21 protein-coding genes are annotated in these 24061 nt (G+C 35.3%); 3 read left to right on the top strand and 18 right to left on the bottom strand.

Features of this window, described 5'->3' with window-relative positions:
* Positions 1-6: 6 nt before the first annotated feature.
* The 11 genes from BMY18_RS01080 to BMY18_RS01030 form a co-directional block, all read right to left on the bottom strand.
* On the bottom strand, positions 7-2352 hold the full coding sequence (locus BMY18_RS01080; protein ID WP_092449707.1) for an ABC transporter permease: 2346 nt from the start codon (positions 2350-2352) through the stop codon (positions 7-9).
* Positions 2315-3739, bottom strand: a complete 1425-nt coding sequence (locus BMY18_RS01075) for an MFS transporter (protein ID WP_242940927.1) — start codon at positions 3737-3739, stop codon at positions 2315-2317. The genes BMY18_RS01080 and BMY18_RS01075 overlap by 38 nt, the downstream gene beginning before the upstream one ends.
* Positions 3740-3899: 160 nt before the next feature.
* Entirely contained in the window at positions 3900-4532 is a 633-nt protein-coding gene (locus tag BMY18_RS01070; RefSeq protein ID WP_092449705.1) for a TetR/AcrR family transcriptional regulator, read from the bottom strand.
* A 307-nt stretch (positions 4533-4839) separates the two neighbouring features.
* Positions 4840-4983, bottom strand: coding sequence for a lmo0937 family membrane protein (locus BMY18_RS20665; protein ID WP_139197193.1), 144 nt, complete (start codon positions 4981-4983; stop codon positions 4840-4842).
* A 64-nt stretch (positions 4984-5047) separates the two neighbouring features.
* Entirely contained in the window at positions 5048-5269 is a 222-nt protein-coding gene (locus tag BMY18_RS01065) for a hypothetical protein (RefSeq protein WP_092449703.1), read from the bottom strand.
* A 60-nt stretch (positions 5270-5329) separates the two neighbouring features.
* Positions 5330-5704, bottom strand: coding sequence for a YggT family protein (locus BMY18_RS01060; RefSeq protein WP_092449701.1), 375 nt, complete (start codon positions 5702-5704; stop codon positions 5330-5332).
* Between the two features lie 703 nt (positions 5705-6407).
* Positions 6408-7535, bottom strand: a complete 1128-nt coding sequence (locus BMY18_RS01050; RefSeq protein ID WP_092449697.1) for a hypothetical protein — start codon at positions 7533-7535, stop codon at positions 6408-6410.
* Complete coding sequence (locus BMY18_RS01045; protein ID WP_092449695.1) at positions 7522-8010, bottom strand: RNA polymerase sigma factor; 489 nt, start codon at positions 8008-8010, stop codon at positions 7522-7524. Before BMY18_RS01045 ends, BMY18_RS01050 begins: the two co-directional genes overlap by 14 nt.
* Before the next feature lie 157 nt (positions 8011-8167).
* A complete protein-coding gene (locus tag BMY18_RS01040) occupies positions 8168-9250 on the bottom strand; it encodes a hypothetical protein (protein WP_092449693.1) in 1083 nt (360 codons plus the stop codon).
* On the bottom strand, positions 9237-9725 hold the full coding sequence (locus tag BMY18_RS01035) for an RNA polymerase sigma factor (protein WP_092449691.1): 489 nt from the start codon (positions 9723-9725) through the stop codon (positions 9237-9239). The genes BMY18_RS01040 and BMY18_RS01035 overlap by 14 nt, the downstream gene beginning before the upstream one ends.
* Before the next feature lie 155 nt (positions 9726-9880).
* On the bottom strand, positions 9881-11092 hold the full coding sequence (locus BMY18_RS01030) for an EAL and HDOD domain-containing protein (RefSeq protein WP_092449689.1): 1212 nt from the start codon (positions 11090-11092) through the stop codon (positions 9881-9883).
* A 378-nt stretch (positions 11093-11470) separates the two neighbouring features.
* On the opposite strand from BMY18_RS01030, the gene ndk reads away from it, so the two are divergent.
* Together ndk and BMY18_RS01020 are read left to right on the top strand one after the other, a co-directional pair.
* Positions 11471-11887: a nucleoside-diphosphate kinase gene (gene ndk / locus BMY18_RS01025; protein WP_092449687.1), complete on the top strand. Its 417-nt coding sequence runs from the start codon at positions 11471-11473 to the stop codon at positions 11885-11887.
* Between the two features lie 359 nt (positions 11888-12246).
* Positions 12247-13989 carry an ABC-F family ATP-binding cassette domain-containing protein gene (locus BMY18_RS01020; protein WP_092449685.1) on the top strand — a complete coding sequence of 581 codons (1743 nt, stop codon included), beginning with the start codon at positions 12247-12249 and terminating at the stop codon, positions 13987-13989.
* A gap of 84 nt (positions 13990-14073) precedes the next feature.
* On the opposite strand, the gene BMY18_RS01015 is transcribed toward BMY18_RS01020, so the two are convergent.
* Together BMY18_RS01015 and BMY18_RS01010 are read right to left on the bottom strand one after the other, a co-directional pair.
* A complete protein-coding gene (locus BMY18_RS01015; RefSeq protein ID WP_092449683.1) occupies positions 14074-16806 on the bottom strand; it encodes a DEAD/DEAH box helicase family protein in 2733 nt (910 codons plus the stop codon).
* A gap of 60 nt (positions 16807-16866) precedes the next feature.
* On the bottom strand, positions 16867-17154 hold the full coding sequence (locus BMY18_RS01010) for a hypothetical protein (RefSeq protein ID WP_092449681.1): 288 nt from the start codon (positions 17152-17154) through the stop codon (positions 16867-16869).
* 567 nt (positions 17155-17721) lie between these two features.
* On the opposite strand from BMY18_RS01010, the gene BMY18_RS01005 reads away from it, so the two are divergent.
* Entirely contained in the window at positions 17722-18627 is a 906-nt protein-coding gene (locus BMY18_RS01005; protein WP_170841242.1) for a PfkB family carbohydrate kinase, read from the top strand.
* Between the two features lie 221 nt (positions 18628-18848).
* Here BMY18_RS01005 and BMY18_RS01000 read toward each other — a convergent pair whose 3' ends face one another.
* From BMY18_RS01000 to BMY18_RS00980, 5 genes are all read right to left on the bottom strand, one after another.
* Entirely contained in the window at positions 18849-19523 is a 675-nt protein-coding gene (locus BMY18_RS01000; RefSeq protein WP_092449677.1) for a DUF5680 domain-containing protein, read from the bottom strand.
* 271 nt (positions 19524-19794) lie between these two features.
* Complete coding sequence (locus BMY18_RS00995; protein ID WP_092449674.1) at positions 19795-20373, bottom strand: TetR/AcrR family transcriptional regulator; 579 nt, start codon at positions 20371-20373, stop codon at positions 19795-19797.
* 46 nt (positions 20374-20419) lie between these two features.
* Positions 20420-21403, bottom strand: coding sequence for an ABC transporter permease (locus BMY18_RS00990; protein WP_092449671.1), 984 nt, complete (start codon positions 21401-21403; stop codon positions 20420-20422).
* Positions 21403-22512 (bottom strand): ABC transporter permease, encoded by a 1110-nt coding sequence (locus tag BMY18_RS00985; RefSeq protein WP_092449669.1) that lies wholly within the window; start codon positions 22510-22512, stop codon positions 21403-21405. The genes BMY18_RS00990 and BMY18_RS00985 overlap by 1 nt, the downstream gene beginning before the upstream one ends.
* Positions 22505-24043, bottom strand: coding sequence for an ABC transporter ATP-binding protein (locus tag BMY18_RS00980; RefSeq protein WP_092449667.1), 1539 nt, complete (start codon positions 24041-24043; stop codon positions 22505-22507). The genes BMY18_RS00985 and BMY18_RS00980 overlap by 8 nt, the downstream gene beginning before the upstream one ends.
* Between the last annotated feature and the right edge of the window lie 18 nt (positions 24044-24061).

Raw genomic sequence — 24061 nt, 5'->3', positions numbered from 1 at the left:
CGCTCCTTATTCCATTAATTGATTTCTGATATGATAGTTTCTAACAACTTTGGTTCCAATAATAACTGTAATGAAGACTACAAGCATTTGCACCATTGGGGAAATTAGATAGGCGGTAACCGGTTCTACTAACATCGTTATTTTTGATGCACCCATAGAAGATAGCATCAGTGAGAATATAGACTCTCCCAAGGTGTTCGCAAGGACCGTTCCGACTACGATTGCCACAAATTGAATCACAAGGATCCGTATTCCAAACTGCATTCTAATATCTTTGTTTGAAAAACCAATCGCTTTCTTAATGGCGATCGCACTATGTTCCCTCGCTGTGATTAGTTGCAAAAACATCACCGTAATCAACGTGATTAACAGCAATGAGATCACGATGGCCGCGTCTTTTACAAGGCTCATGTTATCCATAATTCCGCCAAGTGTCTGAGAAATGAACTCGCTTATTGGCGTTATTTTGCTATCTGTTAGAATACTTCGTATTTCATTCGTCTTTTCCAATATATTGACACCGTCGTTGACATCCAAATATATGATATAGACTTGCACATCCTTTTCGTCAAAATCGATTGCAGCTTTGGCAGTCTTACCACCATATGTGATATCCTGGTATATTCCCAAAATATTGAACAAAATCTCTTTATCCTGGTAGTTTACCGTCATCGAATCGCCAACTTTTTTCCCTAATTCTGAAGCTTCCAGATAAGAGAGGGCCATTTCTTTACTACCATTTGGTGCATTTTCATCAGGTGCCCTTCCTTCAAGATACTCCAGTGGGAAAGCGGATTCATCGCCGTTTTCTACACGGAGATATTCCCATTCACCCTTCGTATTTTGCAACTGAACGTAACCATTTTTATAAATTTGATATTTTTTGATCTGAGAATCATTTTCCAAATAGGATATTGCGGAATCTTTTTGTTTTTCTAATTTCTCGCTGTACTGCATATCAATACGGATATCGCATTCTCCTATACCCATATAAGTTATAAATGATGGATTTTCAATTGTATTTTTCATATTCATCGGAAGCAAAATCAAAAATGATGAAAATACAAAGACGAAAAATATGACCGAATATTCTTTCCATTTACATTTTAATTCACCGAATGCAATTGTAAGATTTCGGTGTCGCAATCCTGCCAACGGCAAAGTATAGTGACCTTCTTTCTTTATTCTTTCTTCCCCACGCATCAGTTCTACAACCGTACTTTTCATATTCTTACGAACAATTTTGCGACATCGAAGTATTACAAGCAGACCAAATAGTATTAGCCCCACAAATGGATATACCCATTTCATCCACTCGTCATTACCATTTCCACAGTACTTAATTATCGATGCAGAGAAGAAATTTCCGAATGGAATTCCTACTAAATAACCGATTGCTGCCGCTACCAACGCCAGTATGCTATATTTTATTTGATATGACTTTTCGATTTCACTTTTCGGAAATCCAATTGCTTTCATCTCCCCAATCGTATAATTTTCTTCTGCCAAAGTTGCTCGAATAATATATGACAAACAAAGAATTGCTATCATTACTAATAGAAAACTGATCGCGATAATTATAAATGCTACAAGACCATAAGAAAGTGCATTCATCATAGTCAGAAGACTTCCGGTTATTGCTACACCGCTAGAAGGCATGCTCGCATCTATATAATCTTTCTGTAAAACTGATGTAGACGTACCATCTTTTAACAGAAATTCAAAACATTCTTCCCATTCTCCCATGTGCTGGCTGATTTCATCAACATCCGATTGACTGATTAAGAACCGCTTTGAAGAGGTAAGTGCCGAATTCATTGTCGAATCACGAATAATCGTTGATACAGTCAGATTCTTACTGTAATTACCTTTACGTAGCGTAATAACATCACCTTCTGCAATACCTAGCTCCTGTGCATAATAAACAGGTACTCCGATTTTCCCATCCCCAACCACTGCAACTTCATTATCCATATTTAGGAGGAGATCAAATCCTTTATTTTGAATGACAAATCCATTATCCATCAGACATTTCTCTAACGTTTCTCCCTGGTAAATAATATTTGCATTGCTTATATCAAGCATCTTAACGATTAGTGAATCCTTAATATAATCATGACTTTTCACAAAGTTATTAAATGCACTCTCGTCATAGGTTCCCTTATTCATCTGCAAGTACTGGGGCGGTATAGCCCGTTCATTTAATCCATCCAGTGAAGAGAACATTGTACCTGCCACCCTTAATCCACCAGCCATCAAAATGGCCGAAAGGATCAGAAATACGGTTAGGACCGTTGTGATGACCGGGTTTGCCTTAAAATCCTTCCTTACAAGCTTCAACAAAAGTTTCATTTTTGATTCCCTCCGTTTCTTTAATCGTTTCACTTTCCAATGTAGTTAAACTTTCCAACATATTTACACTCTTCAGTTTGAATACAATAACTCCAACAATCGCTAGCGCCATGCCTGCAATCAATATCAGCAACGCAATTCCTCTTCCCTCACCTGATCCGATTACTTTGCCGATTTGTATTGCTAACATGCTGTTGCCGCTCATAAACGGTTCAAACACATAATCAGAAAGGATTCCAGCCAATATATAGGCAAAAATATAGCCCATCTGAGTAATAAAACTAATCATTCCAAAAGCACGCCCCTGAACTTCATTTGGAAGATTCTTTCGAATTAGGACTTCTGCTCCAATCTGAATAGCGGGCATAAATACAAACATCATAAATCCAAATAATGTAATCAAAAACAGATTTTGTTTTACGCCCATCAATGAAAAAAAGATTCCACAGCCAATTAATCCCAACGAAAGCATTTTCCGATAAGATTTTGTATTCTTTAAACAGCTAATTACGATACTGCCAGCCATCATACCAAATGCACAAACGGACGCAAGAATACCAAGCTGCGTTTTCCCTGCGAAAGCAAGTATGAGTGGTTTACATAAAATTTGTACGAAGCCAAGACAAAATACGACGATTGTCATAATTATAATCATCGCCACAATTCCGCTTTTCCCACGTATTGCAGCAATCCCTTCTTTCATTTCTAAGTGAATACTCAGCCCCGCACCCTCCCTGCGTTTCGTAACCATTCCTTTCTTCACAACTACAATTACAAATACTGTTGTAAAGAAAGTAAGAATATCAATAAAGATTAGGGTACTTACAGATGTAATCTGCAACAACAATCCTGCAATCGCTGGAGCGATTAAAAGTTTGGCATTATTTGCGATTTGAACCATTCCACCTGCCTTAGCGAAATCTTCTTCCGATAATAAATCTGTAATCGTCGCTTTAAATGCAGGTTCCATCAACGCCATAAATAACGAGCTGACACCAACTCCAATGCAGATTACCACAAGTGAAGGTTTTGCGCTCATAACAGAAGCGAGACAAATAAATAGTCCAAGTCCGGAAAACAATTCTCCGAGAATCATCATTGCCCTTCTGTCATAATGGTCTGCCAAGACGCCTCCCACCGGTGCTAACAAAATAGATGGAAGGAATGCGCAAATGCTAACGATACAGGTCGCCGTAACAGAGCCTGTCAGTGCCAGAACATAAATTGCAAGGCCAAAGTCCGTTAATCCACTTCCAACGCTTGATATCAGCTGTCCAACCACCAATATTGTAAATTTCTTCATTGATTTATTTCTGTCTTTGATTTCTATATTTTGTAAGTCCCTGTTTTGTATTTCCATATTTTGTATTCCACCTCGTTGATTCATTGTTATCCTCCTTAAATCTTAATAATGCCTATATTACCGACTGGTTTACCAACTAATTTAACAATTGTTTGTAGACCGTCGGTCGGTTTTCGTGTAAAAAAAATAACATTTTTCCTTCCAACAAATGTGAAATTTCCACTTATGACAGCTGTCTTTAAATCTATGACAACTGCCCAAACATCTGTAGAAATTCATCTAATTCGCCTACGCTTGTTCCCATTATTCTCTCCGCATTACATAAAAATGCCTTTATTTTTCTTGGGAAATCCTCTGTTTTCCATTGAAAGACATCACAATCGAACATCATATGTCCCAATAGTAAAATAGATTCTATACCTTCCATTGGATAGTCCATATGGAATACATCACGTTCAATACCTTCTAATACAGGTTCTTGTAAAACCTGGGTCATACGTTTCAACATAGCCTTTAAATATAACTGTTCCAGCTTTGCATTCTCAACCTTATGAAGTTCTTCTGCTATCTCATTTGAACCTTCAAACTCTGGGGCCTGTGCCATTATTGCCATCATAATTCGATTCACTAACGGAATGGATTTATCTTTTAGGATCATCTGCGCCCGCCTTGCTCCTTCTTCAACAATATCAAGAATAATTGCCTCCAGAACTTCTTCCTTGGAAGCAAAATAATAGTAAAAGGTGCCTTTGGCTATATCCACAATCTTTAGGATGTCATTGATAGAAGTCTGTTCATAACCTTTCTTAATAAATAACTCGCGCGCTGTTACAAGAATTTCACGTTTTCTAACTTCTCCTTCTTTGATTGCTTTCATATCATTCGCCTTTCTATCTGTCTATTATGTCTCTGTCTATCTATCGACCGTCGGTCTGTATGTATGGTTATAATAAACCTGGAAAAAGAAAATGTCAATCCCTATTTCATAGATATTATTCGATTATTTTATTCAATGATTAATGATGTGTGAATCGCGGATGAAAGAACTATCTAATTAATCTATCATTAGACTTAAACAGCAAAAATTTGAGCAGTACTGACAACTTAACTTACCGTTATCAATACTGCTCACTTATTAAATATCAAACTATAATTGTAAAAAACTAGGTATTATTTGAATCTTATTACCTTCGCCTTCCCTGAAGTAACTGAACGATAACCATTATCAATACAATTACAAGAAGCAAATGTATTAACGAACCACCGAAAGACGTGAGCAAGCCCAAAAACCATAAAATCAATATTACTACTACAACTGTCCAAAGCATATTATTGCACCTCTTTATTTTTATTTTAACAAGTTCTACTTGCTATTAGAATTTTTACTCTTTTTTATTTCTTATCCATTTTTTTAATGATTTTATCTGCGATATTTTCTTTTATCTCGTTTATATTATCTTTAACATCCATTTTCTTTTCAAGGTCGGCTTTTGAAACTTGCAACTTACCCTTTAGTTCCAACTGCTTATTTCCAGTTATTTTACCTGCTGTTTCATTAAGTCCACCTGCAATCTTATCTATTGCATTGTCCATTTTGTCTTTTACATCTTTCATCTCATACCTCTTTCATTTCCTATTTAGTTATCTTACATTTGAATCTGGAAACATTCTAAACTATTCATCATGTTCCATATATTGAGTCTTTTTTGTTCTGTTACTTGAATTTGGCATCAACATTATCACTATCATGGCAACTATGCCAATAACAATCATAGCGATCAAAGTTGCAGGTTCAAAAACTCCCACTGTTTCAGTGCCGCCCGTTGTTGACCCCGAGAAAATACCTTCAAATAATTTCACAAAAGGGTGACTAATATTATAGATTCCTTTCACAAAAGCGTTTCCCGCATTTGCTCCCATCAGTTTGAGAACGATTCGAAAAGCTAGTATAATCTCTATTATGCCAAAGATTACTTTAATAATTCGTTGTCCTGTATTACTTTCTTGTGTTACATTTTGCATTTCAGTTTGTTTCGTGAAATTTTCCATTTTTCATTCCTCCGATGATTCCTGTTTTTAATTTAATAAAGTTTAATAAAGTCAATATTTTTTTAGGACTTATATATACGATTACCAAGTATATTGCCACTATTCATACTTTGTTTTTATTTTTATATGTTCAACAATAATTTATATATCTAACAAACATTCAAATGTTATCTGTCTATATTATATCACGCTTTGTATATTCAGTCAATTTTGCGAGTATTTGATAATTGTATATTTTTTAAATTCAACTCAGTGTATGATATTTTATTTTCCTAATATTCTCTTTTCTGTTTATCACTTCCTCATATTAAAAAAGCCAACATACGTAGGTTTAGTACGTTTGTTGACCTTAGAAATTCAAAACACTCCAAAGATAAGACTAATTCATATAGCTACCACCATTCACATTAATGGTTTCTCCTGTTATAAATGCTGACTTCTCTGACACCAGAAATAAATATTACTGTGTCTGCCTCATTTTTTGCTTCACCTAAATGACCAAGTGGAATCTTCCGGTATTATTGACCAAGATATCGATTTTTCCATAGCTATCCATACAAGTCCTGGCTTCAAAAAGGGAAGCCTGCAAACAGATTCAGCTAATTGGAGTGCGCAATACCAATTTATCTTTCCGTTAACAGACTTCCAGTTTTTCTGAAAAATATCTTGCAAATAACTTTCCTAATATATATAGAGTAGCGATTTAATTAACTTTATACTTCACTCCATAATTGATGGTAGACATCGTAAACGATAACGAATTTTGAACAACATATGTCTGAACCAGAAAAGATTGTGAATATTTATCAAATACTATAGTGAGATATCCAAATCCACCATAACTAGTCTTTGATAACGCTGCAATAGGATTGCCAATATAGTTTAGCTTCATAATCACTCTAAACTCTGTATCAGAGTTTGTAATCGGGCCTGCACTTTTAATGATTAATATATAATCATTGCTTAATGAGAACGCTTCTTTTGCTTTAGTTGCATCTGCACAACATTCATTAAGATAGCTTATACATCTTGATGCATATTCGCCTTGACTCTCAGATGCTCCTTGTGGATAGCTCACAACATTTTCTCTAAGTATGACACCTTCATTATCATTTGTGAAAGTTACTATGCCATCACTTGATTTTGTAATAACCAAACCACTATTAAATAATACAGGCTGTACTTCCGTTCTAACAGTGTAATTATCATTAGGTCCAACCTTAGCTTCAAACAAATTTCTTGTTGATGTAATAGACAACGAATTCACATCAATGGTGCCAGCGCTTCCACTAAAATTATATTTAACTGTACTTACTGGAGCATTCGTGCTAGTCCATGCATTCGTATAAGTATTTGAAGTTGTTGTTGTATTTGTTGTTGGTACTTTTGTTGGCGCTGTTGTTGGTGCTGTTGTTGGTGCTGTTGTTGGTGCTGTTGTAACGACTTCCTGAACTTTTGTTGTCTGCTTTTCGGTAGATGCCTCAGTAGCATTAACCTTAGCTATCTCGGTTGATGTATCGGTTGACTTCTGAGATGTCTTTTCCTTTTGTAATTCCGTTGACAATTGTGACGTATCCGAATCACTCGATAATGCAGTACCTTTTATCGAATTTCCTGCAATCGAAAACGCTCCCCCAACATCGAACACAAAAAACAGCACTACAACCATTGCAAACACACTTGCGGCACTTGAATATCTAACTATTTTTTCTCTTTTGCTTATCTTAAGCTTTTTAAATATTTGACTATGTGCAGCATCTACTGTTGTTTGCTTTAATTCGCTGCTGGCCTTGAAATTCTCCAGCATCTTCTTATAATCAGACCCATTCATATCTATCTCCCATTCCTTCGCTTAATATATACTTTGCTCTATGTAGTTTTGAACGCACCGTTGATGGTTTATCATGAAGCATATTTGCTATTTCCTCAGTTGAATACCCTTCAAAATAAAACAAATGAATTGGCACTCTATATCTTTCCGGAAGTTTTTTTATTTCATTCCATACCTCATGGTATGTCTGATCCTGAAAAGGTAAACCTTCATCAAGTTCCTCCGTTTTTCTGTTCCAAAACAATTTCAAAAGATCCAGACTAGTGTTTACTGTTACTTTCATAAGCCATCTTTTTACGTGCTCATCGGATTCAAATATTTTATCACATCTATAAAGCTTAATAAATGTGTCTTGAAATACATCCTCAGCATCCTGTTTGTTTTTTGTCTTTACCATTGCAAGTTTGAATACCGAATCCGCATATAAATCCACGATTCTAATGTATTCAGCATCTGAAAACCCCATATTTCTCATTTAAAACCTCCTTTTATATATTACGATTATGGCAATCATAATGTTGCACTGTAATTTTAACATCAAAAAATGAGCAGTATTGATATTTGAAATTATAGAATCAATACTACTCGTTTATAAACAATAAAATAATTGGCACCATTCACATGAATGGCTTCTAGTTCACTTTATATATCATTCCATAAGTAACAAAGGTAGACATTGAAGTCATAAATGAAATTTGAGCAACATATGTTTGAACCACAAAACATTGTGTGTGTCTGTCAAAAACAATTGTTAGATTTCCAAAACCAGCAGAGCTGCTTCCATTAGTGTTATTCTTGGATAAAGTCGCAATAGGATTGCCCGTATAGGTTAATTTCATATTAGCTCTCCACTCTGTATCAATATTGGTCATAACAATCGCACTTTTTGTATTAAAAACATAGTCATCGCTTAATGAGAATGCTTGTTTTGCCTTCGTTGCATCCGTACAGCATTCTGTAAGATAGTTTATACATCTTAACTCATATGCACTTTGGCTTTCGGATGATTGTTTTGGATAGCTGAAAACATTTTCTCTAAGTATAATGCCTTCCTTATCATTTGTGAAAGTCACTATTCCATCACTTGACTTTGTAATTACCAAACCATTATTAAATAATGCAGGGTGCACTTCGGCTCTTATGGTGTAATTTTCATTTGGCCCAACTTTAGCTTCAAATAAATTGCCTGTTGATGTTATAGACAACGAATTTACCTCAATGCTGTCAGCACTTCCACTAATATTATATTTCACTGTACTAATTGGAGCATTCATGTTAGTCCATGTATTTGTATAAGTAGTTGAACCATTCCATATCTGCATTGTTGACGTTGCTGTATTCGTATTTGCTGTGGTAGGTGCAGAAGTAGCATTAGCTGTAACTTTCTCAGTAGATTTTTCGGTTGACGTATGCGTTGACTTCTCATTTGATAAACCAGTTGACAATTGAGCTATATCCGAACCATTCGCTGCTGACGACTGACCGTTTATAGCTTTTGCCGCAATTGATATCGCTTCGCCAACATTAAATACAGAAAATAACACTACAACCATTGCAAACATAGCTGCAACACTAGTATATCTCACGGTCTTTTCTCTTTTAGTTAACTTAAGTTTTTTAAAAATATGACTATGTGCAGCACTAATTGTTGTTTGCTTTAGCTCACTACTGGCCTTGAAATTTTCGACCATTTTCTTATATTCAGACCCATTCATAGCTATCGCCCATCCCTTCGCTTAATTTATTCTTCCCCCTATGTAGTTTTGAACGTACCGTTGATGGCTTGTCATGAAGCATCTCTGCTATTTCCTCAGTTGAATACCCTTCAAAATAAAAAAGGTGAATTGGTATTCTATATTTTTCCGGAAGTTTTTTAATTTCATTCCATACCTCATGGTATGTTTGATCTTGAAAAGGTAAACTTTCATCAAGTTCCACCGTTTTCCGGTTCCAAAACGATTTTAAAAGATCCAAACTAGTGTTTACAGTTACTTTCATAAGCCATCTTTTTATGTGTTCATCTGATTCAAATATTTTGTCACATCTGTATAGCTTAATAAATGTGTCTTGAAATACATCCTCAGCATCTTGTTTATTTTTTGTCTTTACCATTGCAAGTTTGAATACCGAATCCGCGTATATATCCACGATTCTACTGTATTCAGCATCTGAAAACCCCATATTTCTCATTTAAAACCTCCTTTTATATATTACGATTGTCGCATCCCTAATGTTGCACTCTTTTTCGCTCCTAGAACACCCCTACGACTGCCTAGCGCGAATCCAATTACTGTACTAATAAGATTTCTGCGCTACTTTCTGCGCATCTTAAATTTGACAATTTACTATACACTCTTCATAATGTCTTCTGACCAGGCAATTGCTTGTATATACCAATCAAATAATCTGGTTTCATCAACCTCGATCTGAGCAGTTGTCTGATATAGCAAAGTGCAGTCTACTTGTTCACAGCATCTTATGATATCATAAACTGGTTTCAGCTCTCCTCGATGATAAATCAGAACCTCTTTCACATCCTCACTGACGGCAATTCCCACCAAAGCGTCTTCCATCGTTTGGTCTAGCATGGTATCTAACACACTAAACAGGCACATGAGTGAGATTTCATATCTTCTCTTAGCTAAATTACTATTTATTGCTATTAATTCTCCAAATTTTGATCTAATTAAGGACATTTTAATTAATTCCTGTGTCTTATTACCTGACAGTTCTTGTAGCATTAAGACATTGACCCAACGCTCCAGTTCTCGAAATCCCATCTTAAGCAAAGAGCCTTTAATGGTCTTATTCAGATCCTTATGGTTATCCTTCTCGTTTCCTAATACTTTCATTACTCTGTAAGCCATATTAACATCTGTACTTATAATTTCTGCAAGTTTTTCAAAAGAAGGTTCTTCGGTATATAATTCTGAGATAATACTCTGATATACTGTCGTTGATGTTTTGCGGGTACGAAGTCCGCCTACGATTTTAGGTTTACTAAAAAAATATCCTTGGAACAGATGGAATCCCATTTCTCTGGCTTTTATGAATTCGTCTTCGGTTTCTATTTTTTCAGCAAGCATTATCTTGCCTTGTTCTATTCCATATTTAACATCTTTATTTAATGTATCAAGTGGCGTTATCAAAATATCGTATTTTATAATATCTGCCATTGGTACAATCGGATATGTTTGGATACTTTCAACAAAATCATCAAGTGCTATTTTATAGCCCTTATCTTTAAGCTCTTTTATTCTATACAAAATGGGGGCGTCCACTTCAACATCTTCCAACACTTCAATCACAAGGATATTGGGGTTAATTAATTCAATGGAATCAGATAGCAAAAACTGATAATCAAAATTAATAAATGCTCTCTTGTTTCCAACAATCTGGTCTAATCCTAATTCAAAAAGGCCTCCCAACACTGTGGCCGTAGAACTTTCGGCTGTTGACAAACCATACGAAGACGCTTGTTCATTGGTACGAAACAATAGTTCATATCCATATACATTCATAGCCCTATCAAAGATAGGTTGTCTTGCAATAAACATAGCCCCACCCCTTTCTGTTGCATTTATTTTACGCTTGTCCCACAATGATTTATTTTAGGTATATTATACCATTTTCAAATCCTATTTGCTAGATTATGGAATTTAAAGTTGCAGCTTTCTTTTTCATTTTCTATTACAGTTTTCAATCAATAAAATATACTCGTGGAATACTTTGACGTTATGCTTCTAATTTTATGGCCCACTTTTTGAATTAAAATCTGTAAAATGACTATAATACAAATAATTCCAAATGATTTCCATTATATTTGGGTTATATTTCAAATTTTCCTTTATAAATATCAAATAATACATTATAATTTAAAGTAGAATTATATTTGACACTTCTATTTTAAATCGATTACAGAAAGAGTGGGATGTATGGAAAGAACATTAGTTATCATTAAGCCAGAAGCTGTAAAAAGGAAGTTAGTTGGTAGAATCATTTCCATTTACGAAGATAATCATTTGGAAATTATTCATTCACACAGAATTCGGGCTACAAAAGAAGTTTTAAAGAAACACTACGACGATATCAAAGATAAGCCGTTTTTTAATGAAGTCATTGACTACATGTCTTCCTCAGAAGTTGTGGTCCTCATTTTGGAAGGTGAAAATGTTGTTAATATTGTAAGGGAGGTAAACGGAGCAACCAACCCCGCACAAACAAGACCTGGAACAATTCGTTATATGTACGGAGTTAATGTTCAGGAAAATGCAGTACATGGTTCGTCATCAGTCGAAATTGCAAACAGAGAAATAGCTATTTGGAGTGACTTGATTAAATACGAAGGATAAGACAGATTTATACATTTAGCATAAAGCTTCTAGTATAATTATAGACGAACAATTAAAACATCCTCACAATATTCTTTTTGGATTTAAAAAGAATATTGTGAGGATGTTTTGCTATCATAGTAATTATAGGTTATTATTTATAAATTTAAAATCACAACATTCTCCACCCATTCCCAACGTTTAAGTCCTTCATATGAAACGATTGAAATTAATCGAAAAAAGTGGTATGATAGCTACTGTAAACTCAAATAAATGTCTTTACTACATGAAAATTGATTATAAAATTATGATTGCGAAGATACTATATTATGAAGAGCTTTTTTATAAGCTCTTTTTTAGCGATAAAGAGAGGTAATAATATGATAAAAGCAGAAAACCTATCCTACTCATTTCCACAAAAGGACCTATATAATAATATATCATTTACATTAGAAGATGGTCAACATTGTGCATTTATTGGAACAAGTGGCAGCGGAAAAAGTACATTGGTAGATATCATTATGGATCCAGAACGATATATGTTCGATGGAACGTTAGAGATAGCACCTAATTGTAGAATCGGATATGTAAGTCAATTCTCACAATTAGACGAAACAAAAGCGGTTACAGTTTACGAGTATATTGGGGAAGAATTTATTAAGCTACAAAACGAAATAACATCAATATGCACTGAAATGGAAACAGCTTGGGATATCGAGCCTTTAATGGAAAAGTACCAACAAGCTTTAGATGCATTTCACGCGATTAGCGGGGATGATTTTGAAAGTAACATTACTAAAGAACTCAATCTTTCAGACTTAAGCAAGCTCAAAGATCAATTAGTATCTAAACTAAGCAGTGGAGAATTCAAGCTAATTCAGGTCATTAAGGAAATGCTAACCGGTCCAGATTTAATGATTATGGATGAACCCGATGTATTTTTAGACTTTGAAAATATTAATTCTCTTAAAAAGCTAATTAATTCATACAAAGGCACAATGCTAATTATTACGCACAACAGATATCTATTGAATCATTGTTTTAATAAAATCTTACATCTCGAAAATACAGAACTTCAAGAATTTGATGGAAGATATATTGATTACAACTTTTCATTACTTCAACGTAAAATTGAGTTACAAGAACTTGCGATTGCTGATACTGAAGAACTTGCAAGAAACGAGTTCTTAATTAACAACTTAAGAGCTGACGCAACTGTTCACGTGGAATCTTCTAAAAAAGGGAAATCTTTAAAGGCTAGAGTAAAACTGAACGAAAGATTAGAAGCACGTAGAATCAAAACGCCATTTGTAGATATTAAACAACCGAGAATCCGCTTTGTTACAGATAATGTCCTTGAAGATACGATTGCTTTAAAAGTCACTGATTACAGTGTTTCTTTTGATGATGTGATTTTAGAACATGTTAATTTTGAAATTAAATCTACGGACAAAGTCGCTCTTATCGGTCCGAATGGTACTGGAAAAACAACTTTACTCCGAGATATCTTTCAAAACTGCAAAGATTCTATTGAGATAAATGAAAACATTGAGATGGCATTTTTGTCTCAACTTCAAGGTGAAATGCTAAATGAGTCTAATACGGTAAGCGATGAGTTCTTCGATGCTGGATTTAAAACCAACCAATCGATTCAATCTTATGTTATAAACTATGGTTTTGATGAAGAAATTGTAAATCAAAAGATATCATCTTTATCTGGTGGTGAAAAAAATATACTTCAATTGGCTAAAATTTCTGCCGGCAATGCAAACCTGTTGCTTCTTGATGAACCAACGAGTCATCTAGACACCTATTCACAAATAGCACTAGAAAAAGCAATTGAAGACTATAAAGGTGCGATCCTAATGATTTCTCATGATTATTATTCTATCATTAACTGTATGGATTATCTTTTAATCATTGATGATAAAACAATCAGGAAAATAACAATGCGAAAATTTAGGAAAATGATTTATGCAAACCATTTTGATAGAGATTATTTAGAAATTGAGCAAAAGAAAAAAGCAGTTGAAACGAAAATCGAATCTGCTTTGAAAAATACTGATTTTGAGCTTGCGAAAGTGTTGTCTGAAGAATTGGAAGGATTGATTAAATTGTTATAAAACTTATGTTTTTAAATACAAATTGGTGAATTGCTATTTCAAATAAGATTTGAGATAGCAATTTACCAATTTTGATTTCACACGTTATTCAAAATCACTTTTCACCTTTTTCTTCTTCTCGCACATCCGATCACACTGATTGGAAAACGCATATATTCTTCCCTCCAGAAGTCGTTTTCTGCCTTCTGGATTTCTTGTAAAGACTAAATCATATTCACCCATCACATTACTGATTGCAGTTTTAAAAGCAAAGGCATCCTCTTTCTTTTGAGAAAAAACCGCTGGTACTGCAAAATATTCATAATGTAATCGCTTTTTCTTCCTAGAAATCAAAATATAGCGCTGATTATCCAGTGTAGCAAAAAAATCATATACCGCAGTAGCAAAAACATCCTTTTCACGCATGGTTCCACCCTTTAAATAGCTAATTACCAAAATATCTTGATTGACTTCCACCTTTGGCAAAACGTCAGTAGATGTAATCAGGCCTTTTTGCTTCAACGTCTGTAAAATCGCTTTTGCAATCTGTTTCATACGTTTTTGAGGTGTCATGAGGGAAAATAGTTTATAACCATATTTTCCAGTGACAGCCAATGCAACTAATATCAGTATTATGAGAACCAGACTGTATCCCGCTCCTAGTTTAGACGACATAAACGATATTTGCAAAAGGATCCCCAAAACGCTAATGATTGTTGTTACGATAACATAGCTCCAAACATTTAACATAAAAAATCCTGACTTCAATGCTTCTTCTCCGATTTCACTCGTAACTTCCACTTCCAACTTAGCAGTATTATCCATTGCTTCCATCCAACGCTGTTTTAATGCATCACGTTCACTAGAAAGCTGTAACATCTCTTCATTCATTTTCTTAACGGATTTTGTTGTAAACGGATGCTTGATAATACTAATTCTTTCAATTCCACCTTCAATACTATTTTCTGTATAATGAACTCCTAGAAATCCATTCATTCTACGTTTTACCATTTCAAAATCCTCTGAACCTTCATCTGTTACAGATACGAGATGCCAGATATTACCCGTTTTGTCCGGATCTGCGCGATATGTACGAATTGCCCTGCCACGCATCTGATTTGACAGCATAAACGAACCTACAAACGTTGCTAAAATCAATGTATTAATACAAGGTGAATCCCAGCCTTCCCCAAGCAAAGATTTCGTTCCAATCAAGATTGTAATATGACCTGTGTCAAAAAGCTGCGTGATGAGTGCAGTCTTCATGTGACCATCTCCAACTATATCCACGCTCACATATGGCAAATCCTTTACTGGCTTGTAATTGGCCGACATATCATTTTGTTTGAAGAGTTCATCAAGATATTCCTGTGCCTCAGCAGGAATCAGAATGACACTGCCTGACAACACGCCCAGCTTCTGACCAGAAATATTTTCGCGACGTAGTAATTCAAATACCGGAATCACTCCAATAGTATCCACCACAGCAGTGCTGTCCCCCAGTTTTGATAAATATTCTTTTTTTATATAATCACACAATATAAGTTGACGTAGCTTGGGTCCCATTTTGTTACTTTCAGCTAGCGTAATTTCACGGATGCTTTGAATTTTTCCCATACTGCTAATCAACATCTTATTAATATTTTGATTATTGACCAAACTAACCTGATTGCGAACAATGAGATTTTCACTTTTCAAGGTATGTATCCATTGTTCCCTATACTCTTCTGTACAGTTATAGGAATCTGTGTCTCCATATAAAAATCCTTGAAGTAGTTTTTCCATCCACTTCGGTTCCATCTTTGGAATTTTAGCATTTGTACCTATAAGAGTCTTTAATGCTTTGGGATATTCCATCCCTTTTGCATTCATAAACACCAATAATGATGACAAATAAGCTGGATCATCCAAGAATTTTTCACTGTAATCTTTTGAATCGTTGATCCCGGGATGCGTCATAATCACATGTTCAAATTCACTGTTTGCCATAGCTGTATCGATGATTGTCGATACTTTCTTTTTCCATTCTACTACAGACTTCTTTTCTTGTGCTGTTGGATAATTAAAATATACAAAATCCTGATGTGGGCAAAGACTTCCCTCTTTGATTAGTTCAGGAACGGTTATTTCTTCATCTATTTCTCCGCAAAGATTAATATAACGTTCCCATTGTCCCGGCGTAGAGTCATAGGGTGGCGTCGCTGTCAGAGAGACCACCTTTAGGCATGGCACTTTTGCTATCAACTCTTCAAGCGCTTTCCACCATTCATTTCGTAAATGATGCGCTTCATCCAGACATAATACGCCAATTCCAGCTTCCTGGATCGTCTTATATAAATCAAATCCCCTATAATCTACAGTCTCAACTCCTGTAATCAGTTCCTCACTATCATCCTTTTCAGCACTATCGTGTGTTTTAGCTCTATATTGTATTTCCGTTTTATCTTGTATTTCATCTCCGTCTTCTGACTCAATTAAGTCACCACTGTAGCGGATGGTGCAGCTATGAAGCGCCTGATATGTAATCGTGGTAATTGCTTTCGGCTTTTTAATATCTCCTGAAATCCATTGTTCACCCTCTACTCCTACTTCCAAAAATCCCGCTTCAATTCTATCCTTCCACTGTTCGCGAATAGTAATACTTGGGGATAAAATCAAGCACGGCTTCCCTAGCTTACGGATAAATTCAATTCCAATTGTAGTCTTTCCAGAACCAGGTGCTGCAACAATATGTACTTTATTATCATTCAAATAATTATCAAAATTCTTTAAAACTCTAACCTGATAATCCCTCCAGGTGCCTTTAAATTGAAGAATTCCATCATAAATGTTACTCATATTCTTTATTCTCCTTCTATGTAACGATCACCTGTACATTTCTCAATATCGTATTTTTTCCTATAACACGCATTCCATTAGCACATACTCGTATTGATTATCCACAAATCCTTTTCCATATATATTCGTCACTTTATTTTCCAACATCAAACCACCAATCATGCCTGACCTTCTTATCCATATTGACTTTGCGATTTTTCTAGTCATAGCCATGCCTAGGCCATAATGGCCTTTATTCGCTCCAATATAAAGTACGACATAACGCTTGGCATAAATACTTCTTCGTAAAAGTTTGCATTTATTTAGAAACTTTTCTTGTTTGTATGGCAGGTCTTCATAATCTGGCAATGTGATATATTCATCCTCCAAAATGGGTTTAAAAATCGGGAATCCTTTATACAAAGATGTCAAAAGCTGATATACCGCAGCGATAAGCGTATCATAGTCTACTTTTTTAGCCCTACGAAATTCATAGTTATCTGCTTTGAATTTTTTATAACGTTGTTTTGCTTTTGGCGTGCAAAATGCTCTTTTTGATACCCTCTTGGATTCATTTGAATAATAACGTTTTGTAATTGAGAAACCATTTTCTGTTTTATATCATAAGGTAATTGCTTAAAATTACGATATTCTTTACGACTTAACTAAGCATTTATCATATTTTTACATTTTCCATAATTTGTAATACTATCAAAATACTATAACGTAAATCTATATAAATATCAAGATTTAAAGCTAATGTCTGGTTTTGTAATAATATGCAGTTTCGTCTCGAAGTGGAAATCGCGCGTTTGACAAATTGTCAAATTATGGTAGTTTATTATTTCTGTTTATTATATAATTCTATTAAATAGTATTATTAGTGAACTTGAAAACTAGATGTGCGCAAAAAGATGCGTAGGAAAGAGAGGAATTATGCAGGATATTTATTTGTTTGGCTCAATTGTTGTTACAACTGGTTTACTACTAGATAGTTCATATCCAAAACCGGATGGATATGCAGAATTATCACAGGTTGATTTATTTTTAGGGGGAGAATGCGGTGTTGCGGCCGCCATTTTGGATCACTTTGGCTGTTCCAGTAAGGTCATCGGTTTTCAATTAGGTTATGAAACAGAACCCATCGTAAAATCGTATTTCCAAGGTACCAAAGTGGATGTAAGCGCGCAAACAACCGATGAAAATTGGGTTGGTGTGCGTGATTATGTTGTGATTGATCAACAGAATCATACACGGACTTGCCTTGGCTCATTTGAGCACATGCATTCCATGGAGAAACATCATTGGGACATGCCAATAGAAAAAGATATTGCTGAGTCTTTTGTAGCTGGTATTGATCCTCATCTTTGCGCCGAAAAGGATGAAGCTGTTCGTCTGTGTGACAAACAGAACATCCCCTATGTAACTTATGATTGCACATATGATAGTATACTTCATCAAAAGAGTGCCATTAATGTAGTTTCCTCTTGCTATCTTCGCGAGCAGTATCCACAGTATATTGAATCTGAGATGGATGAACTGCTCAGCCTATATACGCATCAATCTAAAGGTTTGACCATTTTTACATTTGGTTCAAATCCCATACATTACGGACGTGGTGATTCTTTCGCAACGGACGAACCCTTTAAGTTAGATATCCGTTCCACCCTTAGTGCCGGCGATTCTTATCGTACAGGATGTATCTACGGTTTATACAAAGGAATGGAAGATAAAGACATCGTCAGATTTGCAAGTGCTCTGGCTGGATGTGCACTCATGCAGTATCCAATCACAAACCATTTACCTGATTTAGAGGATGTTTTAAAGTTGTTTGTTGGATAACTTGACAAGATAAAATGGCATAACCGGGCAAGGGCAAGTAAAAACACTTTGGATTGCTCATCTAACTCATGTGATTTTGATTATGGTAAATATGTTTAAATAAAAACGACAGGTGAATTGAAACCTGTCGTTTTTATTTTCACTTTTTTATAACACTCGTTCGCATAAATATATGTATTCTAGTACCAAATCTAATAGCATTAAAGTCATAATATGCGCATCTACTTCACCACCCCACCATGAAAATAGCATTCGTATATTTTCTTATCCAGATAAAATATTTCTTCATATCCATGGTACCACACGAATTCGCCTTCTACGTTACAATGATAATTATAATCACCCTTTTGATAGATAGCAGGGCCTCTGTATGGCATTTCATATGGGACATGATTCAAAACCTCTTTTAGAAAATCACCATTAAACGTTTCTCCTAGTACGCGTCCCGAATAATTCATACACCAAATTGGATTCGCATTTAACCATATGGCCTCCTCTCCCGAAAAATTCTGACCGCCTAAATAGGTATCATAATATAAGTGATTTCCTTCTTCATATTTCAGATCGTGTGATGCAACTCTAGAAGAATCCGTTTCAGCTCCATATCCGGAATATGTCTTTTGCTTTGCATGAATTAAAAATTTTATAGCCTCTTCTATATCAATATCTGCCGGATTATGTAAACTAATATTACATTCATCGTCATCCTTTACAATTCGGTCAATGCTAACGCCATATAATCCACTCATCTCGATCAAGCTATATAATTCTGGAATCGCCTGTCCACTTTCCCATTTTCCAACTGTCTGCCTCGAGACGCATAACTTATCCGCTAACTGCTCTTGGGAATACCCACTCTTTTTTCTTAATAACTGTAATTTTTCTTGTAATATCATTCTTAACCACCTCGATCTTATAATATCTTATTTTAATATTATAATAGATTTCAAAATTATCTTCAAGCAATCAGGCCATACATAAATGTCACTTCTAATATACTTGAAGATCCATGTATGATCTTCATATGTGTTTTACTATCTTATATATTTAATCCAATAAAAAAAAGATAGACCACGTTCACTTACGCAGTCTATCTTTTATAAATCGTTTCCATATAGTTAATAAAGCTCTAATAACCAATTTTACATATCCTTAAAGTTGTATCCATTATTGCTTATATGCATTTATCATAATTAAAATCATCTTTTTTCCGAATGCAAAATATTTGTCCAAATCAAAGGACTTTTCATCCATTAGATACTGAATGGTTGCCCCTTCTAGTATCGATACAATATGTGCAGACAGATATACTTTTCCTTCTTCTGGCACATCTGGTATATATTTTTCCAATACCTGTCTGATTTCTTCTCTCCAACCTGAAAAAGAATCTGCAAACCCTTTTTTGATATTAGAATCAACCCTACTCTGCACCCAAAAATCAATTTCTGCATAATCATATTCGCGATATTCCATTATGAAGGCTTTTTTTTGCTCAAAAAATACATTTAACTGGGACTCCAAAGTGTCTTTTGAATGTGCTCTAATATCTGCTCTCAACTTAAGACATTTATTTAATACCTTCTGCTGAAGTGCAAGTAATAGTTCATCCTTCGTCCTATAATAATAATGTATATTTGAAGGAAACATTTCTGCCTTTTTTGCAATTAAATGCATTCTAGTTCCACTAATTGTATAATCTTCAACGACTTCCAACGCCGCTTCTAAAATTCGCTCTTCATTTTTCATAAACAATTAAGCCCCTATCGTTCTTCTCTGAAATATCAGGCAGTGCTTATCTTTCTTCTCTGAAATATGGTAACCCAAGACTAGTTGGAGGTTGATTTTCCTGTTTATTTCTTTTGCTTGTCATAATCAATACGATAATAGTAACTATATAAGGAAGCATTTTAACTATCTCTCTTGTACTTCTAGATAACCCCGGTATATAAATATCAGCAATATATAATCCACCAAACAGAATAGAACCCCATATTGCATGGATTGGATCCCATAACGCCATGATTACCAACGCAATCGCGAGCCATCCTCTGTCACCAAATCCATTGTTTGACCAGGTTCCACCCAGATATTCCATAACAAAATATAGGCCTCCAAGTCCTGCGATTGTCGCCCCTGTAATGGTTGCAACATATTTGTAAACTGAAGTATTAATACCTGCTGCATCTGCTGTAGCAGGGCTTTCTCCAACCGCTCTTAAATTCAGACCTCTTCTCGTTTTTTTCAAAAAGAAAGATAATCCAATCGCCAGAACAATCGCCAGGTATGTCATATAACCGTAAGAAAATAATACTTGGCCGATAATAGGAATCTTAGATAAAAAAGGGATTGGCATACGATAAGCGTCCGCTGTAATCGTAACAGAAATCTGACCAGCACCGCCTGCAAGTTTTGATATAGATCCGCCAAAAAAGTTTCCAAATCCTACGCCAAATGTTGTCAATGCAAGACCAACAACATTCTGATTCGCACGAAGTGTAATCGTTAGGAAGCTATATATGAATCCGCCCAAGGCAGAGGCCAACATTGCACACAATAAAGAAATCAAAAGTCCGACCAAACCGCTAGGATTAGCAGCTCCTTTTTCATAGAAAAAAGCACCCATTAAGCCAGCAATACCGCCCATATACATAATTCCAGGAATACCCAAATTCAGATTTCCTGATTTTTCAGTCACGATTTCACCGGTGGCTCCAAACAAGATTGCAATACCCTGTTGAATGGCTTTTTGTATAAATGTAGTAAACAATACTTCCATTATACTTCCTCCCTTTTCTTTTTCCTAAATTCCAGTCTATACTCAACAAAAAATTCACAACCAATTAGGAAAAATAGTAATATACCTGTAATAATATCAGAAGCATTTTTGTTCAGGTTATATGCTGTTGCTATCTGTATAGAACCTTGCTTCATAAATATCAGAAATGCTGAAACCAAAAGCATGACCCATGGATTGAATTTTGACATCCATGCAACGATAATCGCCGTGAATCCTCTTCCAGCTGCTGTACTTGTAGAAATTGTATGACTTGCACCGCTTACAATTAGACATCCTGCAATACCACATATCGCACCTGATATCATCATTGTACGAATAATAACCTTTTTCACATTGATTCCAGCATATTTGGCAGTATTTTCGCTTTCACCAACTACTGCAACTTCATAACCTTGTTTGCTATATTTCATATATATATGAACACCTACAGTAATCACTGTAACAATAATAATAATCAAAATGTAGGAATTACCAAAAATATCTGGGAACCATCCTTGTTGTGTCTTCGGATTGATGATACCAACTGTATTCGAACCAGCAGGACTTTCCCAAAATACAATACAAAAATTAACTAACTGCATTGCCACATAATTTAACATCAATGTAAACAATGTTTCATTTGTATTAAAATATGCTTTAAATATGGCAGGGATCAGTCCCCATATCATACCAGCAATTGCGCTAACAATTACAATCACTACTAACAACAACCAGTTTGGCATCCTACCTGCACCATAAATCATGAGGGATGCAGTTGCAATTCCTCCCATTAAAACCTGTCCTTCTGCACCGATATTCCAAAATTTCATTTTAAATGCAGGGGTAAGTCCAACTGCAATTACAAGCAATATTAATATCTCACGAATCGTTACCCAGGCTCTTCTGCTGGTACCTACCGCTCCAGATATAATACCACCATATATTTGAAATGGATTCTGACCGGTAGCTGCCACTATCAAAATTGCAACAACAATCAAGGATAGCAGAATTGCGATCAAACGAATTTCCCATGATTTTGTTCTTGATATAGAGTCACGCTTTACCATACGAACCAAAGGCTCTTTTTTGAAAACAATGTCTTTAATCATTTGCCTTTTTTTCCTTTCTAGAACTAGTCATCATTAGACCAAGTTGTTCCTTAGTTGCAGTCCGAGCATCCACAATTCCTGTAATATGTCCGCTACTTAATACCAGTATTTTATCGCATAATTCCAACAATACATCCAAATCTTCACCTACACAAATAACCGCAACGCCTTTTTCTTTCTGTTCATTTAAGAGATTATAGATCGTATAGGAAGAATTGATATCAAGGCCTCTTACCGGATAAGCTACCATTAGAACGATTGGACTAGAAGATATTTCTCTACCGACCAGAATCTTCTGAACATTACCACCTGATAATTTTCTGACAGGAGTATCCACGCTAGGTGTAATAACGCCTAGATCTTCCACAATCTGATTTGCCAGTTCCTTAGGCGTTTTCCTATTTGTAAAGATACTATTTCCTTCTTTATAGCTTCTAAGCATCATATTATCCGTTAGATCCATGGAGCCTACAAGTCCCATGCCAAGTCTGTCTTCAGGAACAAAAGATAACTGTATTTTCAAATTTTGTATTGCCTCCGCCTTCATATCGGAGATTTTTTCCACTCTGCCTTCTGGACTATAGTAGAGGATTTCTCCACTTTCAATGTCATGTAACCCTGCAATTGATTCCAGTAATTCTTTCTGCCCGCTTCCAGCAATACCTGCTACTCCAAGAATTTCACCACCATTCGCAGTAAAAGAAGCTTCTTTGAGTACTGAAATGCCTTCCCTGTTTTTACATGTAACGCCACGCATCTCTATTCTTTTTTCAGGAGATACTGGTTCTGTACGATTGATATCCAATGTAATTTTCTCTCCAACCATCATCTCAGTCAAAGAATCTACTGATGCTTCGCTGGTTGGTACTGTTCCAATATATTTTCCTTTTCGAAGGACAGCAACCCTATCTGAAATATCTAGAATTTCGTTTAATTTATGTGTAATAATGATAATTGATTTCCCTGCATTTTTCATATTGCGCAAAACAATAAAAAGTTTTGCAATTTCTTGTGGTGTCAAAACTGCTGTCGGCTCATCCAAAATAAGAATCTCCGCGCCCCTATACAATATCTTTATGATTTCTATCGTCTGTTTTTGGGATACAGACATATCATATACCTTCTGTTTTGGATCGAGTTCAAATCCATAGCTCTTAATAATAGAATCTATTTCATTATTAATTTTGTCCATACGCAGATGCTGTTTTCCAGAAAGACCTAATATAATATTCTCTGCAGCCGTAAGCACATTGATTAATTTAAAATGCTGATGAACCATTCCAATTCCCAAATCAAGGGAATCTTTCGGGGAACAAATTGTTACCTCTTTTCCATTGATGGCGATCTGTCCCTCATCAGGAAAATAGATACCTGAAAGTATATTCATCAATGTAGTTTTTCCACTACCGTTCTCACCTAAAATAGAAAGGATTTCTCCCTTCCTTAAGTTTAAATTAATATCGTCATTTGCAATTACTTCACCAAATTTTTTCGTGACATGTTTTAATTCAATCGCATTTATCTGTTCCACTAGAATCCTCCTTATACA

The organism is [Clostridium] fimetarium (genome assembly GCF_900111235.1).
Taxonomy (GTDB): Bacteria; Bacillota; Clostridia; order Lachnospirales; family Lachnospiraceae; genus Clostridium_N; species Clostridium_N fimetarium.
Note: the sequence above shows the minus strand (reverse complement) of the source record. Positions and strands in the feature narration are given on the sequence as shown.